The 14,768-nt window shown below is 51.1% G+C and carries 18 protein-coding genes and 1 pseudogene; 9 read left to right on the top strand and 10 right to left on the bottom strand.

The window, feature by feature from the left end; genetic code table 11:
• From KP702_RS15805 to KP702_RS15795, 3 genes are all read right to left on the bottom strand, one after another.
• Positions 1–535, bottom strand: a 535-nt coding sequence (locus KP702_RS15805) for a recombinase family protein (RefSeq protein ID WP_215769369.1), incomplete at its 3' end; no start/stop codon positions are given.
• 393 nt (positions 536–928) lie between these two features.
• Positions 929–1,549, bottom strand: a complete 621-nt coding sequence (locus KP702_RS15800; RefSeq protein WP_215769368.1) for an NIPSNAP family protein — start codon at positions 1,547–1,549, stop codon at positions 929–931.
• On the bottom strand, positions 1,546–1,890 hold the full coding sequence (locus KP702_RS15795; protein WP_215769367.1) for a YciI family protein: 345 nt from the start codon (positions 1,888–1,890) through the stop codon (positions 1,546–1,548). The genes KP702_RS15800 and KP702_RS15795 overlap by 4 nt, the downstream gene beginning before the upstream one ends.
• A gap of 126 nt (positions 1,891–2,016) precedes the next feature.
• Here KP702_RS15795 and KP702_RS15790 point away from each other — a divergent pair, with 126 nt between their 5' ends.
• A complete protein-coding gene (locus KP702_RS15790; RefSeq protein ID WP_215769366.1) occupies positions 2,017–2,913 on the top strand; it encodes a LysR family transcriptional regulator in 897 nt (298 codons plus the stop codon).
• Between the two features lie 162 nt (positions 2,914–3,075).
• On the opposite strand, the gene KP702_RS15785 is transcribed toward KP702_RS15790, so the two are convergent.
• Positions 3,076–3,444, bottom strand: a complete 369-nt coding sequence (locus KP702_RS15785; protein WP_252348789.1) for a DUF6118 family protein — start codon at positions 3,442–3,444, stop codon at positions 3,076–3,078.
• On the opposite strand from KP702_RS15785, the pseudogene KP702_RS16490 reads away from it, so the two are divergent.
• The 4 genes and pseudogenes from KP702_RS16490 to KP702_RS15765 form a co-directional block, all read left to right on the top strand.
• Positions 3,398–3,770 (top strand): annotated as a pseudogene (locus KP702_RS16490) (helix-turn-helix domain-containing protein); the annotation flags it as partial. The gene KP702_RS15785 and the pseudogene KP702_RS16490 sit on opposite strands and share 47 nt — an antisense overlap.
• A gap of 163 nt (positions 3,771–3,933) precedes the next feature.
• A complete protein-coding gene (locus KP702_RS15775) occupies positions 3,934–4,506 on the top strand; it encodes a recombinase family protein (RefSeq protein WP_215769365.1) in 573 nt (190 codons plus the stop codon).
• Positions 4,507–4,686: 180 nt separating this feature from the next.
• On the top strand, positions 4,687–5,361 hold the full coding sequence (gene parA, locus KP702_RS15770) for a ParA family partition ATPase (protein ID WP_215769364.1): 675 nt from the start codon (positions 4,687–4,689) through the stop codon (positions 5,359–5,361).
• An 11-nt stretch (positions 5,362–5,372) separates the two neighbouring features.
• The gene (locus tag KP702_RS15765; protein ID WP_215769363.1) at positions 5,373–5,630 is read left to right on the top strand and encodes a ribbon-helix-helix domain-containing protein; all 258 of its coding nucleotides are present in this window, start codon (positions 5,373–5,375) and stop codon (positions 5,628–5,630) included.
• A 39-nt stretch (positions 5,631–5,669) separates the two neighbouring features.
• Here KP702_RS15765 and KP702_RS15760 read toward each other — a convergent pair whose 3' ends face one another.
• Complete coding sequence (locus tag KP702_RS15760; protein ID WP_215769362.1) at positions 5,670–6,725, bottom strand: replication initiator protein A; 1,056 nt, start codon at positions 6,723–6,725, stop codon at positions 5,670–5,672.
• Positions 6,726–7,566: 841 nt separating this feature from the next.
• Between KP702_RS15760 and KP702_RS15755 the strand changes: the two genes are divergently transcribed.
• Both KP702_RS15755 and KP702_RS15750 read left to right on the top strand, forming a co-directional pair.
• Complete coding sequence (locus tag KP702_RS15755) at positions 7,567–7,851, top strand: BrnT family toxin (RefSeq protein WP_215769361.1); 285 nt, start codon at positions 7,567–7,569, stop codon at positions 7,849–7,851.
• Positions 7,835–8,098 (top strand): CopG family antitoxin, encoded by a 264-nt coding sequence (locus KP702_RS15750; protein ID WP_252348787.1) that lies wholly within the window; start codon positions 7,835–7,837, stop codon positions 8,096–8,098. The genes KP702_RS15755 and KP702_RS15750 overlap by 17 nt, the downstream gene beginning before the upstream one ends.
• An 83-nt stretch (positions 8,099–8,181) precedes the next feature.
• Here the strand turns inward: KP702_RS15750 and KP702_RS15745 are convergent, their stop codons facing one another.
• Positions 8,182–8,400: a helix-turn-helix domain-containing protein gene (locus KP702_RS15745; protein WP_215769360.1), complete on the bottom strand. Its 219-nt coding sequence runs from the start codon at positions 8,398–8,400 to the stop codon at positions 8,182–8,184.
• Positions 8,401–8,497: 97 nt separating this feature from the next.
• On the opposite strand from KP702_RS15745, the gene KP702_RS15740 reads away from it, so the two are divergent.
• Both KP702_RS15740 and KP702_RS15735 read left to right on the top strand, forming a co-directional pair.
• Positions 8,498–8,698: a hypothetical protein gene (locus tag KP702_RS15740; protein WP_215769359.1), complete on the top strand. Its 201-nt coding sequence runs from the start codon at positions 8,498–8,500 to the stop codon at positions 8,696–8,698.
• A gap of 459 nt (positions 8,699–9,157) precedes the next feature.
• Positions 9,158–10,312: a hypothetical protein gene (locus KP702_RS15735; protein WP_215769358.1), complete on the top strand. Its 1,155-nt coding sequence runs from the start codon at positions 9,158–9,160 to the stop codon at positions 10,310–10,312.
• Positions 10,313–10,428: 116 nt separating this feature from the next.
• On the opposite strand, the gene KP702_RS15730 is transcribed toward KP702_RS15735, so the two are convergent.
• The 4 genes from KP702_RS15730 to KP702_RS15715 all read right to left on the bottom strand — a co-directional run.
• A complete protein-coding gene (locus KP702_RS15730) occupies positions 10,429–11,685 on the bottom strand; it encodes an McrC family protein (RefSeq protein WP_215769357.1) in 1,257 nt (418 codons plus the stop codon).
• Between the two features lies 1 nt (position 11,686).
• Complete coding sequence (locus KP702_RS16620; RefSeq protein WP_215769356.1) at positions 11,687–13,288, bottom strand: AAA family ATPase; 1,602 nt, start codon at positions 13,286–13,288, stop codon at positions 11,687–11,689.
• 3 nt (positions 13,289–13,291) lie between these two features.
• Positions 13,292–14,323 (bottom strand): site-specific DNA-methyltransferase, encoded by a 1,032-nt coding sequence (locus KP702_RS15720; protein ID WP_215769355.1) that lies wholly within the window; start codon positions 14,321–14,323, stop codon positions 13,292–13,294.
• Positions 14,324–14,640: 317 nt separating this feature from the next.
• Positions 14,641–14,768 (bottom strand): helix-turn-helix domain-containing protein (locus KP702_RS15715; protein ID WP_215769370.1); only part of this gene is annotated, 128 nt, incomplete at its 5' end.

Here is a 14,768-nt window from a genome sequence, read left to right as displayed (position 1 = left end):
GCGAGATGGAAAACAGATCAGCCAGGTCACTGATGGAATAGTCGCCAGTATCGTACATGCGGCGAAGTTCCTTCTGCTGCCGATCGGACAGCTTGGGCTTTTTCCCGCGTAGCTTGCCCTTGGCGCGCGCGACCGCCATCCCTTCACGGGTTCGAAGTTTAATGAGGTCCGCTTCAAATTCGGCGAAGGTGGCAAGAATGTTGAAAAACAGCTTTCCCATCGGATCGGACGGATCGTGGACACTGGCACCGAGTTGGAGCTTCACGCCACGAGCGGCCAGGCTGTCTCCGATCGCACGTGCATCGGGCACAGACCGGGCGAGCCGGTCGAGCTTTGGTACGACCAGCGTGTCGCCGTTACGCACCGCCGCCAGCGCCAGGTCGAGACCGGGCCGGTCCCGGTTCGTCCCGGTGAATCCCTTGTCAGTGTAGATCCGATCAGCCGCGACGCCGAGTTTGAGCAGAGCGTCCTGCTGGGCGGCGAGATCCTGCTTGTCCGTCGAGCAGCGGGCGTAGCCAATCAGTGTGTGCGTCATGAATCGGACTGTAACGTATAAGGCCCCATGACTGCAATTTATATGGTACCATTCATATGAGACTCGGTGGGTGGCTGTTTTCCGTGAGTTGCGCCACTTCTCAACATGAGTCCGTTTAACGACCGTTTATCGGACACTCAGGCGTCAGCCTGTTACGTTCGTAATGGCAGCATGACCTGCGGAAAACGTAACCGTCCAGCGCAGCGCACGCTTGCTCCCATACGAGCCAGGCATGCTGCTGCTCTTACATGCCAATTAGCGCTGCAACTCAGTACCATTTATCGCTGATATCTATAATTTTATTAAGGATTAGCACAAACTGCGTAAGCACGCAGTGTCAAATTAGTTTCGGATATGCCGCCGAGCCAAGTCGAGTTTAGTTTGTTTTTATCCTTAACGCAGAGGGGAAAAAGTTTCGGGAAAACAAAGACAGGACTGCGCATGGATGATCTGTTCAGGCGCTCCTCGTGGAGGCCAGAGCCCGGCCGCGTAATGCTGCTGGCGCAGTAGATTACGCTGTTCAAAATTCTCGAAAGCCCAGATATGGCAGATGCGCAATGCACCATCCAGGGCATACATGTTGGTAATCAGATGACAGGTATAGGCTTGTGCAGGTTTCAGAGCAGCCTGCCATGCTTTCAGGGTCTGATTCAGTCCGCCTGCCTTCAATTTATATGTCCGGATTTCATAAAGGCCACCGTGTTTGCCTCCCTCAGCAGGCTTAAGAAACGGGAAAGCTTCGAACGCTTCCATTTCCATGGAAACATCATTCCTCTCGATACCAAAAGGCGTCTTGGTTTCCAATTCTTTACGCCGCGCCTCAAGCAAGACATCCTGAGAGGAAAAGGAACGTAGCAGAAGAAGGGTTCCAAGTTCCCCTATTTCCGTCCGCCAGACCCCTGTCAGGCTTCCCATCACTGAGGGTGAGTTCTCCGAAAATTGCGCCTTCAGGTGATCGGAAAGGGCCGAAACTCCAAGAACATCGGTTTGAAAGCGGATCAGTTCATAGATCATGATGGGTCATCGCGAGGAAAAAGGGATTGTAGTTCAGCAGGTGGCTTGCCACTCGAAAAATCGGATAGGCAGCCGAATAGCGGATCCCATTCTTCAATCCGAAGATTGCAGATCAGGCCTTCAGGGGAAAAGGGATCCTTTGCGACCATGTCTTGAATCTCCTGCAGATTGGCCCCTTTCATAATGAGAAATCCTGATCGGAGAGGCGTTCCTTTGAGAGGGCCGGAAGCCAAAAGTTTGCCATCCTGTATGAGCTGTTTGAGATACAGAACGTGCGGCAGCACATGTTGCCCCCAGCCATCACCATCAGGATGGTCCATGCGCACGATAAAAATGGGCATCAGGAAGGTCCTTTTCGAAAAGGACGACAAATGGATGTTGTGGTCGCCCGATTATCTCAAACATATTCATCACAAACAGGAGATAAATCCTCGATAGAACATGACAGTCACAACTAGGAACGATGAATGCTAGACCGTCTGACCAGCATGAAAGTCTTTATCAAGGTGGTGGAAACCAGCTCTTTTGCAGCTGCAGCTCAACATCTTGCTCTTTCTCCTCAGATGGTGGCAAAGCATGTGGAGGCTCTGGAACGTCATATCGGGTCGCGCCTTTTGCATCGTACGACCCGTCGTCAGAGCCTTACGGAAATTGGACGTCTTTACTGCGAGCAATGTCATCTCGTCCTGAAGGCTGTGGAACGTGCTGACAGTCTTGCTGCAGAAACGCTCGGCGAACCGCGTGGAACGCTCGCTGTCAGCGTCCCGGTCACCTTTGGACGGATAGTATTTCCGTCTTTCCTGCATGATTTTCGGAATAAGTTTCCCGAGGTGAGACTACGGGTATCCCTTACGGATCATCTGGTCCATCCGACGATGGACAGCTATGAAGCCGTTATTCGTATCGGTGAGCCGGGTCCTGATCTGATGGTCGTCAGTCGTCCCCTGACAGTGTATTCCCTCACGATCTGCGCGGCTCCCGCATATCTTGAAAAATTTAGAGCTCCGGATAGCCCTGAAGAACTCGTCCGACATCAGTGTCTTGTCTATGAAAATCCTACCCGTTCCGTGCCGACAGCGTGGCAATTTGTACGAAAGAGCTGCGTACGGTCCGTTGTTGTTCCCCAGGCAGTAACGTCCAACGACTGGAGCTTTCTATTGGCTCTCGCTTTGTCAGGACAGGGCATACTATTAGGTTTTGAAGACGCCTTGATGCCAGAAATTGCTTCTGGTCGTCTTGCCCGTATCCTGCCCCAATGGGCAATTCCTGCCCGTCCTATGCATCTGCTGTACAATGCTGGTCCTGTCATGACACCAAAGTTGCGGGCTTTTGTTACTGAGATTCAGCACGCATTTCCGCCATGACAAAAAAGAAAACACGATTTTGTAATCAACGAGACAACTGTTGAGTTACATGGAAAGTTACCCATTTGGGAGAAGGGGTGTAGCAAAAAAACGCCTTTTTTGATCAGCGACTGATCTTTCCTTTCTCGTAAAACCGCACGAATACTGACTGTTCTTATCTTTTTATCGCTCATCTGGATTAATAGTAATCACACAAGGCTTTGGCTGCCCAGCTTGCGTCGCCGCGATCCGACAGTCCCTGATCTTCGGCTGATTGTCCTGCACCAGCCGATCCTCCCACATAAAGCTGTTCCATTGAACTGGCCGTGCATCCCGCATCATGGCCATTCCGGACTCCCATCGATCCTGCCCCCCGACAATGAACGACGCCAATGCCTGCCGTTCTTTTCGGACATCTCCAATCGCCTGCTGGAAAACCCCCTCCAGTCTCCGGCTGGAAGCCAGCCCTTCCTCCCGGATCCCCTGCCCATACGCCTGCAGTGCCAGTGTCCACGATCCGTCCGATCCGATGGGAAAGCTGTTTTTCAACATTCTTGCCACCTTCGCCGAATTTGAAGCGGACCTCATTAAACTTCGAACCCGTGAAGGGATGGCGGTCGCGCGCGCCAAGGGCAAGCTACGCGGGAAAAAGCCCAAGCTGTCCGATCGGCAGCAGAAGGAACTTCGCCGCATGTACGATACTGGCGACTATTCCATCAGTGACCTGGCTGATCTGTTTTCCATCTCGCGAACTTCGCCGCATGTACGATACTGGCGACTATTCCATCAGTGACCTGGCTGATCTGTTTTCCATCTCGCGACCAACCGTTTATCGGACACTCAGGCGTCAGCCTGTTACGTTCGTAATGGCAGCATGACCTGCGGAAAACGTAACCGTCCAGCGCAGCGCACGCTTGCTCCCATACGAGCCAGGCATGCTGCTGCTCTTACATGCCAATTAGCGCTGCAACTCAGTGCCATTTATCGCTGATATCTACAGTGTATCAAGGGCTGCATGGTGGTTTTTTCGGGAGGATTCAAATGGGACAGCGCGCGGTCATCTATTGCCGGGTTTCCACGGCCGATCAGTCCTGTCTGCGCCAGAAGGACGAACTGACGCGGTTTGCTGAACGTGCGGGCTATGAAGTACTGGGCGTTTTCATGGAGACTGGCTCTGGCGTCCGGGTGGATCGGGCCGAGCGTCGAAAGGTCATGGCACTGGCCCAGGCTCGTGAAATTGACGCCATTCTGGTGACGGAGCTGTCCCGCTGGGGGCGCTCGACCATTGATCTCATCTCCACGCTTCAGGAACTGGAGAGTTATCGTGTTTCCTTGATCGCCATGACGGGGATGATGTTCGACCTGGCGACGGTTCTGGCCGGGATCGCTGAGTTCGAACGGGATCTGATCAGCGAGCGGGTGAAGTCTGGTCTGGCTGCTGCCAGGGCACGCGGGAAGGCTTTCGGCCGACAGAAAGGAGTGCGGCCAAAGTCTGACCGTCTGGCTCCGAAGGTTCTGGCGCTGGTGGCGGAAAAGCGGAGTTATCGGTGGATCGCCCGTGATCTGGGGATCAGCAAGAACACTGTTGCTGCCATTGTGAAGAGAGAAAGATAGCGTGTCATCATGTTTTTATGTTAACACAAAAACATGATGACATTTTATAGGTGCTATCAGCACCGGTCTGAGGCATACAAAATGTTTGGTTCGATTAAATAGTCGGTTTTTTGAGGAAGACATTGAGTTATCAAAATAACATGGTAATGGGTTAATGTGTTAACACGGAAACATGGTGGCATGAAAACAATCGCGATCATTAGTCAGAAGGGAGGCGCTGGGAAGACGACGCTTGCCCTACACTTGGCTACTAGTGCCAGTGCCGCTGGATACGTTTCTCTGATCCTCGATACCGATCCGCAGGCGACTGCAAGTTCATGGAAAGCGTGGCGGGGGGATGTCGAGCCTGATGTGGTGGATTGTGCGGCTCATGCCCTGTTATCAAAAAAGCTGGAGCAAGCGTCCGAACTGGGTGCAGAACTATCGATAATAGATACCCCTCCACATGCCGATATTATGGCGCGTGAGGCGTGTCGTGTCGCTGATTTCTTGTTAATTCCATGCAGACCACGTGCTTTCGATATGGACGCTGTCAGAACAACGGCAGAACTTGTGCGAGCCAGTGGTAAGCCTGCCTTCGTAATCTTTACTGCGGGCCCTCCTCGTGCGCCCCAAGTTTATAAGGAGGCGGCTGAGGTCGTGGCGCAGTTTGGTATCCCTGTTGCTCCTGTTGTTTTGCCAGAGCGTGCAGTTTTTCATCATAGCGTTGGTTCCGGTCTTACCGCGCAGGAAACGGAGCCTGAAAGCAAGGCTGCTGCTGATATAGCACTGTTGTGGAATTGGGTGTGTGATCAAGTTAACATGCCATCACACAAACAAGATGACACAAAACGCGTTAGCACTTTTCTAAGTTAAGGATATACGGCATGAGTCGGTTTGCTGGTCTCAAAAAGACAGTCGCGCCATCGGTTGTGGAACCGGCTGCGCAAACGGTGGTAGAGAAAGGCCGCGCACGTAATCCGAGAGAAGGTAAGCGGGCTGTGGTGGGGTATTTTTCTCCAGCAGTTAGCAAGGGGCTACACCAACTTGCGCTTGATACCGATACAACTATTCAGGGTTTGATCGGGGAGGCCATTGATGACTTGATGCGTAAGCACGGTCGTCATCCTTTTGGAGAGCGCTGACTATCTATGTAGATAGATTATGCCTGCGTATTTGTACAATCAGGGTTGACCACGCTTAGCAAACCACGTCTCGCAGAATTTGATGAAATGCCGCTCAGGGTTCTTCGGAGCGATCTCGTTATCACCCAGCCACATGCGCCATTCTCTTTCGAGATGATGCACATCCCACCCTGGCGCGATGTTTCGAGCGTCCCCGTAAATATCAGGATCAAGCGCACCCATCCAAGCCTCGGTTGCTGGCTCGGCAGCTTTCATTGTGCCGCGATTGATGAATGTTACCATGTCTTTCTGAGGATCGAATTCGACACGGTAATCCGGTAGATGATCGCTTGCAGCGAGGTTTTTTATCATCTGTCGGAACAATTTTTCTGGGCTTTGAGAGCCTGATTTTTTCAGTAGGATCTCAAGAGAGGCTTTCCATGCCACTTGTTGACCGCAATGTTTGCGGGCTAGTTCGTAAACGCGTCGTTCCAGCGGTTTGCGTAGCCGGAAATAATCACGATGCAGTGTCAGAACATCATTACTCTTAATTGCATTAAAGACCCAATCCGACAGCTTGATCTCGCAATGCAACAGGCGACCGTCGAAGCCAAGTTTGCGGCGGATGGATGAAGCGTCGATCAGGCCAAAACCGTCTACCTGTTCTTCGTCGCCTGTGATAATGTTAGTGCGGATACGTGTGCCTTCAAGGCGGTCGAGGGCTTCGATAAGGGCTTTGTAGTCCTTACCTGCCGTACCGCGATTGGTGAAAATGAGTAAGTCACGGCTGCTGATCCGTACCCGTTGCGATACTTTTTCCCCGGCCTTTAGTTTCGCCATAATCTGCGAAATACAGTAGATCAGAATATCTTTATCGTAGATTGTAGCAAGGCCCTTCACGCTTGGCGTGATTTCCAGCCATTGCCCGTTATGTTCATAGCGACGAACGGAAGTCTCGGGTTTTTTCGATAAGGAATAGAACGGATGCTCCATTTGCGGCATCACGTCCTTAAGCACGGCATCTGCCACGTCGCAGATGAATAAGTCATGCTGCGGATGACGCTCCGGCAGGAGGGCCTCATGGACAACAGGCAGATTCGGGGTTTCAGATACCATATCTCAAGTTCGGGGTTTTACATACTTGCGTCAAGTGATTCGGGGTTTTAAATACCAAATACCGAGATTCGGGGTTTTAAATACCGAGATTCGGGGTTTTAAATACCGAGATTCGGGGTTTTAAATACCAAACCGGGAAAAAACTGAGAAATTACCATTTTATATCAATGTGTTAAATGGATACTAAAATCGCTTAACACAGAATCTAACACCTATTTAACACCTTCTTTGCCCATCTTATCTGTGGATAACTTTTTATTCCCTAAAATTTGCAGCCAAATTGAACCCAAGCACCGCCTCTTGGGGGCTTCGCCCCCGCCGGCTCGCGGCCTACGGCCGCCCCGATCGCGCCATGCGCGATCTCCCACTGCGCGCCCTTTCAGGGCTACGCTAAACGGACACGCCTACGGCACGAAATCGTAATCTGACGATGCATTCCGCATCGTCTCTCCATCAGCACCTTCCTCTCCCGCGTCGGCGCCTTCGACGCCCTACGGAGCTCTCTCTCCGCGCTCGCCCGACGCCTGCAACACCAGAAGAACTGGGCAAGACCGCAATTTGCTCAAAACGCATCAGAGTTTTGGCGATCACTCAGCGGCTCACGTGTCGCAGCATGCCCTCCAGACGCCACAGGATGACCTTACAGGCGTTATCATGCGTGGTGGTTGGTGGTTGGTATCCTGTAACGGAAATTGCGCCTTGTGCGCCCCTACCAGAAGGACTGCCGCCATCATAGATGTACTCCAGCGCGAAATTCAAAGGGGACACTGTGGGAACGGAACGAGGACCGTTGGGTTCTAATTGTATTGCATTTGTGTAGACAAATGCCTATCTTCTCTACATGAAGATTGCGGGTTTCGACTGGGATGACGGCAACTGGCCGAAATGTGGCAAGCATGGTGTCTCCCGTGCGGAAATCGAGCAGGTTCTGATGGGAGAACCTGCCGTCATGGCTGATCCTTATCCCGGTGAACCCCGGATGCGGGCTATCGGCAGGACTGAGGCTGGACGTTACGTTTTTTTGGTCTTCATGTTCAGGGCAATCAGCAGCCAGACCCGGTTACGTCCCATCAGTGCCCGTTACATGCATCAAAAGGAGATCGACCACTATGAGCAGCAAAAATAGGTCCATGCCCTCGCTGCACAGTGACAAAGCAGCCGAGGATTTCATCGCGACGGCCGATCTAGCTCGCTATGACCTGTCCGGTTTCAAACCCATGCGCTTTGAGATCGAACCCAAAGCAGCTGCCCTCAACATGCGCCTGCCAGCGGCTCTGCTAGATGCTGTGAAAGCCAAAGCGAAGGCAAAGGGCATTCCTTACACACGCTATGTCCGGATGCTGCTGGAAACCGACGTTGCACAGATGCGGTAATGCGTATTCCGGCCAGAACAAAAGGAGAGCGGGCGATGTAGGTACGCCCAGAAATCATTTACCCCATGCGCCAGTCGGTGCACTCAAGCCATACTAGTAGGCTTCAGGAACTCAACGGGCGTCGTCTCAAGCGCCTGTGCTAGTTCGTATAGCGTCACGACTGTCGGGTTGCGGTGACCGCGCTCCAGACCGCTCAGATACTGCTGGCTGAACCCGGAGCGTTCTTCCACCTGCTCTTGGGTTAATCCCTTCTCCTGCCGCAGGCGAGCAAAATTCTTTCCGACAAGCCGTTTCATGTCCATGATGGGAGCGTGACGGCTTACACACTATAAGTTTATCAACTATAGTATGTAATCATTCATGCCTTTGCATTTTCTCTCTCTTGCCAGGAAGAAATCCATGCCGCAGCCGCGCCAGAAAGCCGTCAATCTCAATGTGAAAGTCACTGAGACAACCATGCGGGCATTAAGCCGGACAGCCGCTCTTCGGGATACAACCCAGAAAGAGGTGCTGATGCGCGCCCTGCTGAAAGCCGGGATTGAAATTGATCCGTACGATCTCGGAGAAAAGCGCGCGGTTCCCTGGCACGAACGCCCCTGACGGAGAGCTTTTCCTCTCTCATGCTGTTCTGACAGGTTGTTGGGCAGCGTCTGCTGAAAGCCAGATGAGTGGCTCAGGACATTGGGGGAATGTCCTGAGCCTTGGGGTAAGCGGTTAGGTCCGCTCTGAAGTCACCCGCTGAGTAAGCTGTAGGCCTGAACAGAGAGTGTCTTGTTCGCGAGGCGTCTCTCCATCCGTTTTCCAGTATGAAAATTTCTCTGGCCCAGGGTCAAGTCAGATGTGTGGGCGGCACATTCTTCCTCATTTGCGCGTGAGGAACTTCTTATTATAAAGTTGCGAAGCTCATTTTTTTATCGAAGTTTTTTAATTTATATGATGTTGCGATAACGTGAGTTATCATGCCTTATCGTACATATTCGAGCGTTTCCATGAGTTTCCAAGATGCCGCTGAAAACTGCGGTTTCCGGGATTGAGTGAAGGTGAGAGATGCAGATCCCGGTGCACAAGACATCCGTCATGCAGGCCATGCAGAGTGCTGTGGCCCGTGGATATATCTGGCATGTCTCCGGGGTTGTCTCAGCAGAGAAACTTCTGGCGCTCGAAGAGAAATTTGCCGAGCGCTATGACATAGGACTGTCCCGCTGGCAGCGGTGCCGTCAGCGGCAGAAGGGTGCAGCTGGTGTGCGTTTCTTCGCCTACCCTGAACAGGGAACGACCCGCTTCCTGTGGTGGCTGCTCTTTACGGATGGAGAGAACGCAGCCTTTCAGCGGGAACATGGACGCCGACAGGTTTCAGACAAATACGGTCGCTTGTCCTGGGGAACGGAGTTCGAACTGGCTCAGTTGCCGAGCCTGAAAGCAAAGCCCACCTGGTCCTGGCGGATGACCCGGGAGCGTGTGCAGGAATGGCAGGGTGAGATCCAGGCTGCGATCCGGACCACACGCAGTGATGATGCCATCAAGGCTGTTATGGCGCGTTTGGTGCGGTTGCCAGGGTTCAAGGGGGTGAGGCAGCAGGTCTTTGAACTGCACGGCTTTGCCAAAAAAGACTGGGGGCGGATCAGACGGAAGGCAAACTCCTGGAAGCCACCGGCACGGCCGGGCTATGTGCGCTTTCGGTCTGATGAGGCTGTTCCTGCGGCTCGGGTCGTACAGCGGTTGCTGATGGGACAAGAACCTTTCGGGACAGATCCCGTCATTTCAAAACAGGAGAGGCCTGAGGAAGAAAGAATGGCCGTTGTGAATGAAGATCGTAAGACAGGGTTACCCATTCCTCGGGGGCGGGATGCCTGTCGGGTGCTTCTGATCCGGGAAGCTGAACAGATCCAGACATTCATGGCAGAACGCTGGTCGTATGAATCAATCCGTCTCTGGCTTTTCGATCGTTATGGGGAGGCGTTCGATATTCCGCTGCCAGCCTTTCGGGAGCGGGTCCGGCGGGCTCTTCAGGTGAAAGCCGTGCCTGTTTTGAAAGAGGTCTCCAGAACCACCATCCAGCCTGATCCGGTCGTTGAGCAGGCTGAAGAGAAGAAGAATGAACAGCCAGAGAAGACGCGGCGTCTGACCTGGGAAGAAAAGCGGGCAGGGCGGTTTCCTGGAAGTGGAACAACCGTTGTTCATAACAGCAAGCCCAACCGTGACGAGCTCTATTGAGATCAGAAAAAGCTCTGTGCCCTAGCGCAGCAGCAGGACAGTGCATGTAAGCTTCGTGCTCGATGTCTTGGAGCAGGTAATCTACGAACGCTGCCCGTCAGGCTGGTGTAGGTTTTTTAGGACTCTGTAGGTAATAAGGTACTAATTTTTTCAACCATGTCTGCACTAGCTCTATCTAAGTCACCACTTATATCCAATAAGTAGTGATAGAATTTAGCTCCCGTAGATACTGAACCTATATATGAAATTCCACTGAACTCTTTAATAATTGATGGTGAAATCCAAACTCCTATTTTGCATTGCGCTGCAAGAACGTGACTCAATACCTGATATCTATCTTTTTCTTCGATATTTTGTTTGTATTTAACTTCAGCGATGCCAAGTATAGACCGTTTTTTGCGGAAAATTAGATCAGGCTTGGTAGGAAAGCGATTATTGTCGAGGAATAATCGACCATGGTGTCTAGGAGTATTTCCATCCAGAACTGCAATCTTCCGTTCTCTAAACGCAGTTCGGAAAACGTTGCGGACGTAGCTTTCAAAAATACTATCAAGTGAAAAAAGGAATGAGGGCAATTTGCTGCCTTGAGCGTCGTAGCCGAAGCCGATCTGCGTATATCCGAGCAGCATGGCATATACCGATAAGGCACCTCGATAATTCTCTCGAACCCAACGTGGTGTTGTATCCGCCAACGCTTCGTCTCCAGCGTGCATTTGAGCAGGTGATACACGATGAAGTGCATTAAGCGCTTCTAGTAATAGCCTTCTCTCCGAAAGCCATTTCGGATCACGTGGGATAATGCGGAGAAATGCGAGGCAGGCGGATTTCAGTACTGAGTTGACTGAGAGGTTAGCAGAATATGCAAAGATATCGCCGGAGATGGTGAGGTCATCCCCACGCGACAAATGTCGCGACATGGTACGGCCAAACTCAACTTTGGGTTTGTAAAACCCAGTGTAGGGTTCTCGGTAGTAGCCTCGAGCTAGACCTAGGTCGATGATGGCTCGCAAATAATGGCAAAATCCTCGAGCTAGGAGTTGATGAGGGGGCGATGCGTCATCGCGTTCATATGAACGCAAAACTGGCAACACTCGGTCGTAGCTCTCATCGGCGATAGAAAGCATGCGCCATAGGTTGTTGAGCGGAAATTTTGGTCGAAGATTGAGAACAATTTCGTTGGTTAGCGGAAGATATCCGATCAGCCCAAGCGCACGGAGATTCACACCATTATGAACATCTTTGAGTTCGACCGCTGAAAGAGCCCTTGTCTCCGGCAAGATTAGTGAATGGCCAGTGCTATCAAACAAATCTTCACGCGGGAAAACATGGTTATCGCGTTCCTCCATTGAAACTATACGTGGAAACTCAGCCATTTCATGTTTCCGCAGGGGGTGTATGCTGATTGTCTATAGAACTTGCTAAGTCTTCCTGTTCCGCTACAGCTAGGAGGCTCTCGATCTCTGCTTCGGTTGATTGGTAGGTATCGCGATCATGGGTGAAAGTGCGGTCTAGACTCATTTTTACTCGACCTAACCAAACTGCTTTGAGGTCGTCGAGTGTGCGAACGCGCAGGAAGTTAGTATGGCCGAATCCATTCGGCATCACACTATTGATAATCGTGAAAATCTGAACGGTCAAGTGTAATAGTTTAGGATCTACTCCGGCATCCACAAGATGAGATCGTAGAGTGTTTACATCAGGTTTCATTTCAAAAACCCAGAACCGTCTCAGCAAGGCATCATCAAGATCGGTAACGGAGCGATCATAAGGATTAGCCGTAGCGATTATGATTAGATTTTTTGGAAGACTAACGTCTTTTTCTGAATAGGAGAGCCGGAACATTTTAGAACGATAAGATGGCTCTAAGTATGTCAGAACTTCACCAAAAATTCGTGCAACATCTCCACGATTTAGCTCGTCAATCACAACGACGTAATATTTCTCAAGGTTCTTTTGTGCTTCTTCGGCTTGCCTCATGAATAGGCGCGAAGCAAGCTTGTAGGTGACACCTACCTCATCGCCATGATCGTTTTTAACAGCGACAGGTCTAAAGCCCTGAATAAAGTCATCGTAACCCATGGCTGGATGAAATTGGAGAAACAGCTCACGTTTAGGGTCGCCAGCGAGCTTAATAGCAAGTTGCCGAGCTTTGCGAGATTTGCCGGTGCCTGGAGGACCGGCGAGTAGAAACGCATAGCTTTCCTTCAGGCGAATTGCTGTGGTCATAGCCACATAATCCGCATCATCGTCAGGAAGGGGCGGCAGCTCTTCGTCGTCGTCATTTCTTTCAGGCTCGGCCGTGTCGATCAGGGCTTTGAGCTTAGGAGCGAGCTGGGTCAGAAATTCGTCGTTAGTGGGTCTGGTGGGAATGGTCGCAGGCCAAGGCAAGCTTGGAACCGTGAGCGTAAGACGTCCAAGGTAATCGGGCTGGAACTTAGGAAGACCGAGGTCAGTGGTCACCAAGTGATCGTACAGGGCTGCCCAACCATCGATTTCATCAGGAAACCCGGTAAAGGCGTAGAGCCAAACCATAAAATCTTCAAAACGGAAGGTTTCTGCGATGTCCAGCTCAAACGCTGCCTTAAAGCTAGGTTTGAGCTGGAAGATCGACTTGTCTCCTTCGAGAAGGCCACGGTCGCGCCACTCACGATAACCTCGGCTTGAAGAGAGATTTCCCCAGAATTTAGTATCCTGGCGAATAACGTAGTCATTGGAAAAGCGTCCGTTTTTCCACGTTACGTCGTTAAAGCGAGGTCGGAGAAGGTTTCCTCTAGTCAAGGGATCTAGGCCCATCAGAGACCCGGAAAAATACTGATCAACTAGTCGATCAGTCCCTCTCTTTTTTGATATATCCGTTACTGCATTAGTATTAACGTCATTAGCAGCAAAAATAAAAGCAGTAATAATCTTCGTTCCTGGATAGTTCTGAAGATTTTCTATTGCTGATTTTATGGTTGGAATATCAAAATATTTCACTGATCATTCAGTCCGTTTTCTTCCGGGTTTGCGAAAATTATTTCTATTTCCTGCCCACGTTTCCCAAAGCCCGGATGGGCGGCGAAGGCATTTCTGTACATTATCCCAAGTGGTGGGCTTATGGCCATCGCCTTCGAGTGTTGTTTTGATATAGTCTACATAGTCTTCGCTCATGTCTACGCCGACGACATTTCTGTCGTGTGCTAAAGCAGTGAAAATGGTGGTGCCGGATCCGACAAATGGATCTAGGACATGGCCGCTAACGGGGCTTCCTACTTCTATGCACCTACGCACCAACTCAGATGGAAAGGCGGCATTGTGACCGCATTTTCGTGTTCGCATGCTGCGTTCGATCGGAATATTCCAGACGTCCTCTTCCATCAACTTACTCCGATCAAAAGAGTAAAATCGACTTTTAGAAAACATGAAGATATGTTCATATTGGCGGTAGGGCCGGTCGCGAGCAGTTGGCTCAACAAAGGCGTTGCCTCGGTTCCAAATGATATCGCTACGTAACGTCCACCCCCGAGCCTGCATCGCAAAGGCTATCTTCCAGGGTATCCCAATCATCGATTTTTTGGGGATATCCCAACCAGACTGGTCAACAGGCCGCAGTTTTCGTCGTGCGAAATTACGTGATGAACTGCGTGGATCGCTACCGTGGGGCTGGCCGTTACCAGAATAATAAGTGTCCCCAATATTGAGAAAGAAAACGCCTTCAGGATTTAAGGTGCGTTTCACTTCATCGAAAACCTTCATTAAGGCTTCGACATAAGCATCTACGCTCGCTTCGTGACCAACTTGGCCGTCATAACCGTAATCACGTACCCAGTAGTATGGCGGAGATGTAACGGCGACGTTGAAAATTTCGTCGGGTAACTGCTTCAGCATAGTTGCAGAGTCACCTTGCATCACTCCTGCAATCTTGCTGTCTGCCGTAATCCAGCTTGATCGAACGGGTTGCTCGCCTGAAGCTGATATATCATTCTTGGGGTCGATTTTTTTCGTGGCCAGCGCGGCAGATTTCTTAGTCATAAGTGTCCTCTAGCAGGGAACCATTGTCCCTACGATAGCGCTTCAGCCGTGCGATTACGACGTTTTTCTACTTTTGCCTAATGTAAAAATGTGATGCACGATTTCGTTTATGGTCTACGGCCATGCACGCGTTTCTATGCCCCTATGAACCAAAAAAACTATAGTCATATTGGTACAACCCGAAGCCACGGTGTATTGTAGATATCAGCGATAAATGGCACTGAGTTGCAGCGCTAATTGGCATGTAAGAGCAGCAGCATGCCTGGCTCGTATGGGAGCAAGCGTGCGCTGCGCTGGACGGTTACGTTTTCCGCAGGTCATGCTGCCATTACGAACGTAACAGGCTGACGCCTGAGTGTCCGATAAACGGTTGGTCGCGAGATGGAAAACAGATCAGCCAGGTCACTGATGGAATAGTCGCCAGTATCGTACATGCGGCGAAGTT

Origin of the sequence: Gluconobacter sp. P5B12 (genome assembly GCF_018812035.1) — a bacterium.
Lineage (GTDB): Bacteria > Pseudomonadota > Alphaproteobacteria > Acetobacterales > Acetobacteraceae > Gluconobacter.
The sequence above is the reverse complement of the archived record's forward strand: the minus strand, read 5'-3'. Positions and strand labels throughout refer to the sequence as shown.

What these genes read in the sequence shown, in the direction of transcription:
- KP702_RS15800 (WP_215769368.1), bottom strand. Translation starts at nt 1,549, where the DNA reads ATGATCTATGAACTGATCCGCTTTCAAACCGATGTTCTTGGAGTTTCG.
- KP702_RS15795 (WP_215769367.1), bottom strand. Translation starts at nt 1,890, where the DNA reads ATGCCCATTTTTATCGTGCGCATGGACCATCCTGATGGTGATGGCTGG.
- KP702_RS15790 (WP_215769366.1), top strand. Translation starts at nt 2,017, where the DNA reads ATGCTAGACCGTCTGACCAGCATGAAAGTCTTTATCAAGGTGGTGGAA.
- KP702_RS15785 (WP_252348789.1), bottom strand. Translation starts at nt 3,444, where the DNA reads ATGTTGAAAAACAGCTTTCCCATCGGATCGGACGGATCGTGGACACTG.
- KP702_RS15775 (WP_215769365.1), top strand. Translation starts at nt 3,934, where the DNA reads ATGGGACAGCGCGCGGTCATCTATTGCCGGGTTTCCACGGCCGATCAG.
- parA (WP_215769364.1), top strand. Translation starts at nt 4,687, where the DNA reads ATGAAAACAATCGCGATCATTAGTCAGAAGGGAGGCGCTGGGAAGACG.
- KP702_RS15765 (WP_215769363.1), top strand. Translation starts at nt 5,373, where the DNA reads ATGAGTCGGTTTGCTGGTCTCAAAAAGACAGTCGCGCCATCGGTTGTG.
- KP702_RS15760 (WP_215769362.1), bottom strand. Translation starts at nt 6,725, where the DNA reads ATGGTATCTGAAACCCCGAATCTGCCTGTTGTCCATGAGGCCCTCCTG.
- KP702_RS15755 (WP_215769361.1), top strand. Translation starts at nt 7,567, where the DNA reads ATGAAGATTGCGGGTTTCGACTGGGATGACGGCAACTGGCCGAAATGT.
- KP702_RS15750 (WP_252348787.1), top strand. Translation starts at nt 7,835, where the DNA reads ATGAGCAGCAAAAATAGGTCCATGCCCTCGCTGCACAGTGACAAAGCA.
- KP702_RS15745 (WP_215769360.1), bottom strand. Translation starts at nt 8,400, where the DNA reads ATGGACATGAAACGGCTTGTCGGAAAGAATTTTGCTCGCCTGCGGCAG.
- KP702_RS15740 (WP_215769359.1), top strand. Translation starts at nt 8,498, where the DNA reads ATGCCGCAGCCGCGCCAGAAAGCCGTCAATCTCAATGTGAAAGTCACT.
- KP702_RS15730 (WP_215769357.1), bottom strand. Translation starts at nt 11,685, where the DNA reads ATGGCTGAGTTTCCACGTATAGTTTCAATGGAGGAACGCGATAACCAT.
- KP702_RS15720 (WP_215769355.1), bottom strand. Translation starts at nt 14,323, where the DNA reads ATGACTAAGAAATCTGCCGCGCTGGCCACGAAAAAAATCGACCCCAAG.